This is a genomic window from Nocardia wallacei (genome assembly GCF_029868745.1).
Taxonomy (GTDB): Bacteria; Actinomycetota; Actinomycetes; order Mycobacteriales; family Mycobacteriaceae; genus Nocardia; species Nocardia wallacei_B.
Genome location: NZ_JARWOP010000293.1, coordinates 51,575 through 62,856 on the forward strand (window position 1 = coordinate 51,575; position 11,282 = coordinate 62,856).

The window sequence follows — 11,282 nt, forward strand, 5'->3', positions numbered from 1 at the left end:
AACAAACGGCACCCAGCCTGGCCTTCGAACTATATGCCCAGACCGACCAACAGAAACTCGTTCCGTCGCAGCTCGACCCCACACAAGCACAACATGCCCGACCGGCGCGCCACGGCCCGGACCAAGCACGCATCGCTCGTCCGGCACCGTTGCGACCCGTAGGAAATTATCCCCGCATACACGGGGAGCACTGTCGCTCGGCGCATTTCGGGATACGGGTGGCCGAATCATCCCCGCATACGCGGGGAGCACGGCATCCGGCCCCTCTGGCTGCGCGTTCACGAAGGATCATCCCCGCATACGCGGGGAGCACTCTTCCCACTGGTCCTGGGTGAGACCGGCGGGCGGATCATCCCCGCATACGCGGGGAGCACCGAACCAGCGACCTCGACCGCGAGTGCGGTCGCGGATCATCCCCGCATACGCGGGGAGCACCCGGAGTTCATCACGTACTTGAGGTCCGCGCTGGGATCATCCCCGCATACGCGGGGAGCACGGGCGGATTCCGGTGAGCGTCCAGTTCCCCGACGGATCATCCCCCGCATACGCGGGGAGCACTTCGCAGCGGCATCCACAGTGAGCGCGGATTGCGGATCATCCCCGCATACGCGGGGAGCACGACGACAGCACCCGCTCGGGCTCGATGGTGTTCGGATCATCCCCGCATACGCGGGGAGCACGACGCCAGCCTCCGCCGGTCGGGAGCAAAATACGGATCATCCCCGCATACGCGGGGAGCACGAACTCGAATACCGGTGCGGCATCTGCCACAGCGGATCATCCCCGCATACGCGGGGAGCACGGCGGCTTGGGTGTGGGCGACCGACCAGAGGTCGGATCATCCCCGCATACGCGGGGAGCACGTGGATATCCGGGTCGAACAGCAGTCGCGGGCCGGATCATCCCCGCATACGCGGGGAGCACGGCTATTTCAGCGAGTCCCGACCGGGCGCGAACGGATCATCCCCGCATACGCGGGGAGCACACTTTCTGACCTGCTACGTTACCGCGACACGCCCGGGAATCTATTCACTTTGCTCACGCAAAGGCGTCCTGACCCGCCCGGTTCACATGTCGAGGACTCGGCAGGCCCCCCGGGCGATGTCTATCAGCAACCATCCAAAACCTCTACGAGAGCGTCCTTCTCGGCCTGCTGGACAGACAGACGCCAGACCGCTTTCACGGCGATCCACATCCGCACGTAGGTGCACCGGTAGGTGAGGCTCGGCGGAAGCCACTGCGCCGGATCCTGATCACCCTTCGCCCGATTTACCGCGGCGGTGACAGCCACCAACTGGGGATGGCCGAGGTCGTTGGCGAACCGTTCCCGCTCCTCGGTCGACCACGTGTCGGCACCGGAGCGCCACGCCTCGGCCAACGGCACCACATGATCGATGTCAATCTTGGACGGGTCGGTGACCGTCGTGTCGTCGTAGAGCGAGCGCCAACTGCCGGCGGTCGGGCGGCATAGCGCATCGACCTCTACACCGCTACCGTCGCGCCGCAGCACGGTCTCCCGGGTCGTGCACTCGCCCGAGGTGGTGCTCCAGTGCGGGAACTTCTGCCTGGAATAGCCGCTTGCGCCGCCTTCCGCAGCCACCACAAGCCCACCCAGCATGGCGCGCGCCTCGCCTGGACTCGGGACGCCCGGTGGCTCGGCATGTGCACCCACCGGCAGCACCAGCACGGCCACCACAGCGACCGACACGACCAACCACCTGCTTGCCCGCATCAACCCCATCCCCACTCCCCCTTCCCCGAATCCGCCACTCCAGACCCGCGCAACGGTAACCGACGACAGCGACAACAACATGTCCATCGGGCAACCGCCAGCAGACGAGCACCCTGAGCAACAGCGCCGCCGGACCGAGCGACCCATGATTGGATGGTGGTGGCGCGCCACAACGGTATCCCGATCCCTGTGGTGTTCCTCGCCCCAGCGCTACGGCCGACCACACCTAGCCAAAACCGCGAAAGACATCATGAGCGAATTTCAGCCCACGCTTCGAGACTGATTCCGACAGCAAACTAGGCCGCACTCCACTTCTTCGTCTGCCCCAGAGCGCACCAGGAAACACCAACGCGCTCCATCGAGCGCTCAAAGGCAGGTACCACAATCAACATCATCCAATCTTCGATACCCATCTCCGCAGCAACCCAACCGGATCACTCCCCCTTCCGAAAACCGAATCCAGCCTGAATTGTCAGCGTCCCCCAAGAAAACCGCTGTTCAGCGCCGGTCCCATCCTTATAGTGCCCCGCCGAGGGCACAAACCTGCGCCAGCATTTGCGCAGGTCAGCGCATTTCTTAGTTGAGCCCAAAGTTTCCCAGTTCGAGAAATCCTGACCGGTCCCCGATGACGGGACCACCCGGTAATGGAGTCCGGGTTGTTTCGTCCGGATTCAGTTGATGCTGCAGGCCACGGGGTGGTGGGTGTGGCTGCAGCGGGCAGAGTACTCGGCCGGGGTCAGATAGCCCAGCGCCGAATGCCGATGCCGCCGATTGTGTTCCTCCTTGAAATCCCCGATCACCACGCGCGCTTCGAGCAGGCTGGTCCAGTGATTGCGGTTCAAGCATTCGGTGCGCAGCCGCCGGTTGAACGACTCGACGAATCCGTTGTTCCACGGCGTGCCCGGCGGAATGTAGACCAGTCCAGTTTTTCCGGCGCAAAACTGTTGCAGCGCTTGGGAAATCATTTCCGGCCCGTTGTCCATTCGCAGCACCCTCGGCGGACCGCCGCGGGCGGCGAACACGCGCTGCAGCTCGGCGACGAGCCGCTCGGCGGTGATCGAGCGTTCCACCAGATGCAGCAGCGATTCGCGGGTGTGTTCGTCGATCATCGACGCGATCTTCACCACGCGGCCGTCGACGGTGGAGTCGAACTGGAAGTCCAACGCCCACACCACCTTCGGCGCATCCGCGTCGATCGGCGGCATCGACGAGACACCGGCCCGCTTGCGCGGGTGATGCTCGCGCACCTGTAGACTCTCCTCGCGCCAGAGCCGGTGCACCTTCTTCAGATTCACCTGCGAGCCCTCGTCGAACCGCAGTGCCGCCCAGGCGCGCCGGAACCCGTGGTTCGGGTGTTTCGTCGCATACGAACGCAGCCAGGCCCGCAGGCCGGCATCCGGATCGGCCGGGGTCTGCGCCGCCGGCAGCCGACGATACGTGCCACGATGCAGCCCAACTACCTTGCACGCGAACCGCTCCGACAAGCCCTTCACCTGTTTGAGCATGTCCACGGCGCGGCGCTTGGTAGCCGGGCTCAGAATTTTCCAGTCATGATCATGAGGGCGTTCCGCCACCGGCCCGACGGACCTGACTCTGAATTTTCCTGACCGGCATCACGCCGCGTCTTTCGAGGGACCCGTCGATCCACCGGAGCCGGTGGCGGAGCGCCGACCGCGCAGAGCTCCGATGCCCTGCACGGGGTTGTGACCTGATAAGAGCATGTCGCGGCACGATCGCTGACCCCTGACTGGCCTGTCCGATCCCGCTCCCGGCTTCGGAAGCGGCAGACACCAGGACAATCAGGAAGGACACAACCGAGTTGACGACCACCCCCGAGCTGCCGACGATCTTCGTCGGGGTCGATACCCACGCCGATACCCATCACGTCGCACTCGTCAACGAGCACGGCAAGAAGCTCGACGACCGCGAATTTCCCACAACCGCAACCGGTTACACGGGCATCGAGGAATGGATCCGCGCCAGCGGGAATTGGCCCGACAGCTGCGCCGGCACGGCTACGATGTCGCCGAAGTGCCACGGCCGAACCGACGGCTGCGCCGCGCCCAGGGCAAGTCCGACGCGATCGACGCCTACTCTGCCGCGCGCCGGCTGCTCGACGGCTCGGAGGTCACCGCGTCGAAGAACCGTGACGGCGCCATCGAAGCCGTCCGCGCCCTGCGCGTGGCCCGCAACAATGCGGTCAAGGCACTGTCCAACGCCCTCAACACGTTACGGGCCCTGATCGGCACCAGCCCCGAAGAACTACGCAGCCAGCTGCGTAAGATGCCCCGCGCCCGGCTGATCGCCGCCTGCGCCGCGTTCGACCCCGACCTTGCCCGGCTGACCGATCCGGTCGAGGCGACCAAACTGGCACTGCGGTCACTCGCGCAGCGCATCACCGATTCGCAGGTACACGCCGATCAGCTCAAACAGCAACTCGGTAAGCTGCTCGAACAGGTCGCCCCAAGCACCATTGGCGTGTTCGCACTCGGCCCGGATACCGCTGCGGCCCTTGTCATCTCGATAGGCGACAACCCAGACCGGCTCACCTCCGAGTCCGCGTTCGCCCGCCTGTGCGGCGTCGCGCCGATCCCCGCCTCATCGGGCAAGACCACCCGGCACCGGCTGCACCGCGGCGGCGACAGGCAAGCCAACCAGGCCTTGCACACCGCCGTCATCGTCCGCCTGCGCTACCACGAGAACACCAAGGCATACGCCGCGCGCCGCAAACACGACGGCAAAACCACCCCCGAAATCCTGCGCTGCCTCAAACGCTATCTCGCACGAGAAGTGTTCCGCGCCTTACGCAACGACTACCGCGCGATGACGGCTTGACATCTATAGGAGCGTCCTTCGCGATCTCCCGCAGCGCGTCCTTCTCAAGCTCGGGATCGGCCAGCAACCGCTTCAATCGCGCGTTCTGCTCCCGCAGCTCCCTGAGCTCGCGCGCCGCGTCGGTGTCCATGCCACCGTACTGGCGTCGCCAGTTGTACAACGTGGCCGCCGAGACCTCCAGCTCGGCGGCGATCTCCTCACCCGAGCGGCCCGCCGCGGCCAGCTCATCGGCACGGCGCAACTTCCGCACGATCTCCTCCGCGGAATGCCGCTTGCGTCCTGCCATGTCACTCAGTATCCCTTCCAGCCCCTCATCAGGGCCAACAGGACTCTAATACCGAGCGGTCTCATTCAGTGGGGACAGGCCAATCCCAGGTCAGATAGCGTTCCCCCTACGTGCCCTACAGGGCACATCGAACATAGGAACGGACACTGACCGATGCTTCCGGCCGCACCGAACAAACCGACCGAGATACGGGCCGCCAACACACTCGTCCGCTGAAACATGCTGCAAGAAAACAGATTCAGCAATCACCGGTCCGATCACATCCGACGCTCACGACCGGAAACCCACCCAGCGGCATAGTGCGTTCGGAAAGGACCCGACTGAACAGTGTTCAGCTCTGCGGAACCGCTCGATTCCGGCAGCGGTTCAGTCGTCGTCAGTCTGGTCGCGACTGTCGCGTTCTGCTGCTCTGGCGCCGTGTTCGCTCAGGCGTGAGTAAAATTCGGCTGCTCGCGGGGTGTGGCGCTGGGCCGCAGCGATCGCAGCGCCTTCGTCACGCAGTCGGACGTCTTCAGGGTATGGCTGTCCTGGCGTTCCGTGGCGTATCCCGGTGATCGCGGACGTTGCCAGTGCGGTTTCAATGCGCTGTTGGGTTTCGGCGTCGAACCGCATTGATGCGGTCAAGACGTCGGCGACGAATTCGGGCTGGGTCAGCACGAGGTCGTTCGGTGCATCGGCTAATACAGCGGTGATCGCGTCGACATCGGTTGCCGGGCTGGTTCGTAGTGCATCGAGCACGATCTGCCTGGTCGGATCATCGAATCCGCCCGCTGCGGCGATGAATAGAGGTGCTCCGAAGTGTTTGCGCTGTGATGTCGTCCCCTGGGCCAGCCATGCGAGCAGATCTCGGAGCAGCGTTCGATAGTCAGGGTGATCGCGGATGGCCAGTGGTTGAGCCCAGGAGGTGGGGACCGGTCTGAAAGCAGTGGGCGCGTCCGGGGTTTCGGCGTACTCGATCCGTCCGCGCAGGAGGTTCAGCACTGCGGCGGGTTCCTCACTCGAACGTCGTCGCAGGAATTCCAGAATCGAGTATTGGTCGATGTCATCGACGGTGCGCAGCTGGGTCCGGATCTTCGCTTGTTGTGTCGGAGTGAGGTCAGACCAGGTGAGTGCGTCGTCGATGTCGAAGTACATCAACACTTCCTGCGCGACTTTGGTGGAGTTCGCGAATTCGATGGCTGCCAGCAGGTCGTGTGCTTGCGGTTGACCGGTCAAAGCCAGCTGGCGTGCGGCCTCGACCAGGGCGACGCGGATGTCTTCTTCGGCGTCGGTGGTGAGGTTGTGCAGGATCGCCAGTTCACCGGGCACGAGGGAGTGTTTCGCCCGGCTCCGCGTCGCTAGGCCCTTCGCTGCTTCTGTGCGAGTGCGGGGATTCGTCGAATTCAACAAGTGTCTGGTGGTCGGGACGAGCTCGTCGGGTGAATGGTCGCCGACCAGGCTGAGGATGGTCGTGGTCAGTGTTGCAAGCCCCGACGAGGGATGCTCGGTGAGGCGTTCGAGTAGTGGTGACAGCAGGGTCGGCTGTGCGGAGACCAGCGCTTCGACGAAGCGGTTGCGATGGAGGCTGGCGCGGTCGAAAGCCTGCACTTCTCGCTGCGCGCGCTCATCGAGAAGCAGCGTGATCGCATAGTCATCGAGTTCGCGTATCGCACGTGTCACGACCTGCTCGATGCGCTCATCGGTTGTGCGTCGGTATTCCTCGTAGGCCACCCCGGGCTCACGCACAAGGTGTGCCCAGCCTTGATGAACCAGCAAGGCGAAGTGCGTTTCCAGCGAATCGGGGATGTCCTCGATCGCGACGCGGGCAGCGACGCGGAGGGTGTCGGGAGCGTAGTGCGCGGTCCAGTGCAGCGCGTCACGCAACCCGACGTGCACCACGGGGTCGATGGCGCCGGGAGTGGCTATCGTTTCGTGCACCGCGCTAAGGGTGCGCAGGAAATCCGCTGTCCAGCTGTCACGCTCGTCGTCGCCGACCTCCCTGCCGAGCAGGCCGCCGGGTAACCGCAACGCCAGACCGACGAATCCGGCGCCAGCGACGGCTCGTTTCACATCCGCGTTACGCAGCTCGCGAAGCGCCAGAGCGATGGCAGCGCGACGGATCGGCCGAATCGACTCTTCATCGATTCGGTAGGCGCGCATGGTCAGCGTCGCCCTGGACAGTTCCGAGCTCATTATCTCAGTGGCGACCAGTGGTTCGATAGGCGGTAGCGGAGACCGTCCGGTCACCTCCTGTGCCTTCGATTCCGCGAGTTCGAGTACGGCCTGACTGAACTCGGGCGACTTACCGACGCTGAACTCTGCTATCTCACGCAGCGCTTGCAACGCAGAATTTGTGCGTGACTTGTTTGGTTCGGATGATTCGTCGTGCGCCAGACCCCAGAGAAGTTCGCATGCGGCTCGCACCGAGGAATCCCTGTGGGCGGCCGCGCGTAGAACAGCCGTTGTCTCCTCCACGACCTTGCGCCATGTGTGGCGGAAGTGTCGAGCGATCCCCTCGGCTTCCTCGTCGGGTACTGGATTGTCCAGGATCGTTCGGACGACGGCGATCGCTCGATCGGACTGGAACCAGGCGACCTTCTCGAGTAGCCGCAGCACCGAGAGATAGGCGCTGAGGTTTCGGTGCTGTAGTTCAGATTCGACGAAGCTCCACCAAGAGACCGTCGCTTCGTGAAGGCCATAACCGAGTTGCCAGTCCAGCCGTGCGACGTTCACGAAGGCGTTCACACGGGCGTCGTCGCCAGCGGCGCGAAGGACGTCGTCGAGGTAGCCGTTGTGATCGCCTGTGGCGCGATCGAAGCAGGCATCGGCGAGGATGACGTCACCGAGTAGGTCAGGCACGATGCGGATCCATCCGTTACGTTGGATCAGGATGCCAGCGTCTTCGAGACTGCGGAGATGGTGCGAGATCCGGGGATAACCAATACCGACCAAGTTGGAGATCGCGGCGCGGAAGACGTCGTCATCGCTACGGAATGGTTGCAGCACCGAGATCGCGTCCACGACCGATCCGCGGATCTCCGGATCTCCATGGGCAGACGCTGCGAGCAAAGCCTCCTTGAAGCCGTGCATGATGTCGCGGCGAATGCTCTCGTGCTGTCCCAAGCCGGCAAGGGTGAGTTGACCGGACCTGATCAGACGGCCGCCCATCGTCGTTGCGAGAGGACTGTCACTGGTCAATGCCGCCAACGATCCTGCGTAAGAACCCATCTCGGGTCCGAGAGCTTCGACCGCCAGGGTTTCGGCGTCGGCTAATTCGAGGTCTTTCAGAGGAACCGTCGTCAACTCGTCGAAGACAAGCCCAGCGTCGCGCAACGAACGTGCTAGTTGGTCACGACCGTAGGGGCGGGCGGCGATCACGACCCGAGCCGACCGATTGCGCGCTATCAGCTTCTTGACGATCCCGCCGCAGTCAGCTCGGTCGTGAGCGTCATCGATGATCACAACGGTTGCGCCGGTAGCTGGTATGCGCTCGAACGCTTTGCCATCGGGTGTCGCGTCCTTGGGTAGCAATCGAACGAACCAGTCCTGTCGCTCGAGTTCCTCGGCGATCGACCGCAGCAACCGGGTTTTTCCGATGCCGCCCTGACCGAGAACCACCGACACCGGCTGTGGGTCGCCGCGCACCGCGGCGACCACGGTCGCTAACTCGTCATCACGTCCCACCAACGTCCAATCGTGGGTGAACGCGAGGCCCTGCGCTACCGGTGTATAGAACTCCTCGATGGTCTGCCACGGACTCGGCTCGGCAATCCGCAGAAACGGCTCTCGGTGCCCCGGAAAATGGGCATCGATGAACCGTGCCGCCTCATCAGTCGACATTCCGAACCGCACATACCGCGACATGTCCTGCCCATCCCACAGCGACCAGGTGTCGTACCGTCCCATCTCGTCGCGAGCGTCCGCAGTCGCGACCTCGCGCGCGAGAAACAGATAGTTCCGCAAACCGGGTGACTTCACCAGCTTCACGGCTTCCCTGACCTTCGCAGGCCCGAACTGCTCGACCCGCTTGCACTGACCAGTGGCGTAACGCTTGCCGTCCAGCGTCAGCAGAAGGTCGATTCCGTCCTGCTCTTCACCGGACGCGCCGTAGCGCGAAGCGTGTCCGCCGGGATGACGGTGATTGAGTAGTTCGCAGCAAACATCCTCGAACCTGTCCGCAGTGAGCGTATGAAACGGCAAACTCGATGACAACGGCCGCACAGCCACACCGCGATCAGCGTCAGGATCCAGAATTGCGGGATACCCGGCAGCACTGAGTAGCGGATCGACCTCGATGCCCAGCACCTCGGCCACAGCGCACAAGTGCTCACGACGCGGACGCACGATCTCGCCCCGCTCCCAACGATCGACAGTTTGCCGACTCACACCCACCCGACCAGCGACATCCCGCTGATCCAACCCCGCGGCCGATCGAACATCGACCAGCAACTCCGCCAACGTCTGCACCCAACAAAGGGTACTGAGCATCGCCACACCGGGTCGTACCCTGTTATTCCTTGTCTCTGCCAGCAAGCCCCGCGATACGAACGCGGACTAGGAGACGCTTGTTGCTCGCATCCGCACTGACGCAACCCCTGTCGAAGCAGGGTTCGCTGCGCGTGGCCACCGATGAGCAACCGCCCATCGACATGCGTTTCGTCCACGGGCCCAGAACGGTATGGATATCGGTGGCGGCGCGCTGCGCGGTATCGCAGTCCATCCCGCCTTCGGTTCCAAGTCCGAGGACCCACGCATCCTTCATGCCACAGTCTCGATAGTCGGGCCCGGCAGTCGCGATGGCCGCGGCGAACCCCACTCCGGCGGCAATCCCGGCCAAGACCGCCGTGGCCGCGATCATCGATCTCAACGGAACTGCTTTTCTCGTTTGCTCAGGATTGTCAGCTGTGGCGTAAGAACGCCGCACGGGTGCGGCCGGACACACCAGCCAGGCAGCGACTCTACGGCGCTGGTCGTCGACCGGTCCAAGACCGTACCGACCGGCCTGCCGCCGTGCGGATGCGCAAACTACCGAAACGACCGCTGATAGGCAGGTGAAGCACCGAATCCAGCGCGCTCACTCCTTCTTCCGATAGGGCGTGGCTGGGGCGTCTTCGGCCCGGTGAACTTCTACCACGCGTGGTAATCACCAAAATGGTGAACATTGGAGCACCGAAGACGCGTTCGTGACGTCGGGCTACGCCGAGAACTACAGCTCACACGGCTGCCAGATCGACTACAAGCACCAACGCGACCGGCTGGCCCGCACCCGAGCACTGACTGAACCGGTGCAGACTGGGCATGACAGATCGACACGATCGCGTGAGGTGCTGGGGGTGATCGGCATATATCGCTTGAACAGGGCATATAGCCTATTTACGTGCCTTTTGAGAACGACACCGCCAGCCTCTTCGACATGTGGAGTGCAGAACTCGGCGATCTCTACGCCGCCTGGAATCGGACTAATCCGCAGTTCGGAGCCGTCGGGAGGCTAGCATCTGCCGCTTCGCGCGACGACGCAGCACTCGTGGTCAACGCACCTGCCCCTCAGAAACTCGAGGGCACCGGGGCGGGCATAGACGCGGTTCAGATGATCGACGCCGCCGCGCAGCACGTGCGGGGCCTGAAGGCACTCGTCGACAGCAGAGCGATGGCGCTCGCGCCCTGGCCGATCGCCCGCGCGATCACTGAACACGTCGCTCAGGCCGTGTGGCTTCTCGAGCCTGGCATCACGCCAGAAGCACGAATGGCGCGGCGGTGGATGGCCCGGCTGGCGGCAGCGCACCGCCTGCGCTGGGCAGCCAGCGCGCGTGGCGCACCAAAAGCACAGGTACGTGGGACCAAAGAGATCCGCGAAGGACTCAGGGAACAGCTGCTACAGCGGTTCCCCGGTGCGAATATCGAATGGAACGATCCTGGCGCGCATCCGCTGCCTCCATGGAATATCGCAGGCGAGAAATATCCGACCATCGGACAGCAAACCCGGGTGCTCACCAAGTTCGGCTTGAACAACATTGCAGGTGTCTATGACACGCTCTCGCTGAGTTCCCACCCCAACATCCTCACGTTGACGATGGCGGTCGACAGAACTCCAGTCGGTGACCATGTCGAGCTCACCTACCGCACCGATACCGAAGCTTGGGGTTCGATCGTTAAACTCGGGAGCACAATGGTGCATGTCGCCGCACTTGCTGCATGCGGCTACCTCGGCGGCCAGCAAGACCATCTGACGAAGTGGTACAACACGTACCGTTGAATCTCGGCCGCGATGGAGTCCGGCTGAATTGAGATCGGAGTGCCCGTGGGCCAGCCACAGCCTGGCCGACAATGCACTCCGAATCTCGCCGGGATTCGTGCGCACTCCAGACTCGCCGGGGTGATTCATGAACCCAACCGCCAGCGTCTTTGCGACAATCTCCGTAGCGGTTTGTGGATGGACCACCATCCACAAAC

7 protein-coding genes and 1 CRISPR repeat array are annotated in these 11,282 nt (G+C 63.6%); of the genes, 2 read left to right on the forward strand and 5 right to left on the reverse strand.

Annotated elements, in window-relative coordinates:
* Positions 1-590: 590 nt before the first annotated feature.
* Positions 591-986: direct repeats of the CRISPR family, unit length 30 nt; unit sequence CGGATCATCCCCGCATACGCGGGGAGCACG.
* Between the two features lie 122 nt (positions 987-1,108).
* Positions 1,109-1,819: an HNH endonuclease family protein gene (locus QH470_RS26960; RefSeq protein WP_280275162.1), complete on the reverse strand. Its 711-nt coding sequence runs from the start codon at positions 1,817-1,819 to the stop codon at positions 1,109-1,111.
* A gap of 584 nt (positions 1,820-2,403) precedes the next feature.
* Positions 2,404-3,306 (reverse strand): IS3 family transposase, encoded by a 903-nt coding sequence (locus QH470_RS26965; RefSeq protein WP_342228467.1) that lies wholly within the window; start codon positions 3,304-3,306, stop codon positions 2,404-2,406.
* Positions 3,307-3,700: 394 nt separating this feature from the next.
* On the opposite strand from QH470_RS26965, the gene QH470_RS26970 reads away from it, so the two are divergent.
* On the forward strand, positions 3,701-4,567 hold the full coding sequence (locus tag QH470_RS26970) for a transposase (RefSeq protein WP_280275164.1): 867 nt from the start codon (positions 3,701-3,703) through the stop codon (positions 4,565-4,567).
* On the opposite strand, the gene QH470_RS26975 is transcribed toward QH470_RS26970, so the two are convergent.
* The 3 genes from QH470_RS26975 to QH470_RS26985 form a co-directional block, all read right to left on the reverse strand.
* Positions 4,500-4,853 (reverse strand): transposase, encoded by a 354-nt coding sequence (locus QH470_RS26975; RefSeq protein WP_280275165.1) that lies wholly within the window; start codon positions 4,851-4,853, stop codon positions 4,500-4,502. The two genes, QH470_RS26970 and QH470_RS26975, sit on opposite strands and share 68 nt — an antisense overlap.
* Before the next feature lie 366 nt (positions 4,854-5,219).
* Positions 5,220-9,299 carry a helix-turn-helix domain-containing protein gene (locus tag QH470_RS26980; RefSeq protein WP_280275166.1) on the reverse strand — a complete coding sequence of 1,360 codons (4,080 nt, stop codon included), beginning with the start codon at positions 9,297-9,299 and terminating at the stop codon, positions 5,220-5,222.
* Positions 9,300-9,342: 43 nt separating this feature from the next.
* A complete protein-coding gene (locus QH470_RS26985; RefSeq protein ID WP_280275167.1) occupies positions 9,343-9,690 on the reverse strand; it encodes a hypothetical protein in 348 nt (115 codons plus the stop codon).
* A 519-nt stretch (positions 9,691-10,209) separates the two neighbouring features.
* On the opposite strand from QH470_RS26985, the gene QH470_RS26990 reads away from it, so the two are divergent.
* Positions 10,210-11,085 carry a hypothetical protein gene (locus QH470_RS26990; RefSeq protein ID WP_280275168.1) on the forward strand — a complete coding sequence of 292 codons (876 nt, stop codon included), beginning with the start codon at positions 10,210-10,212 and terminating at the stop codon, positions 11,083-11,085.
* Positions 11,086-11,282 lie beyond the last annotated feature (197 nt).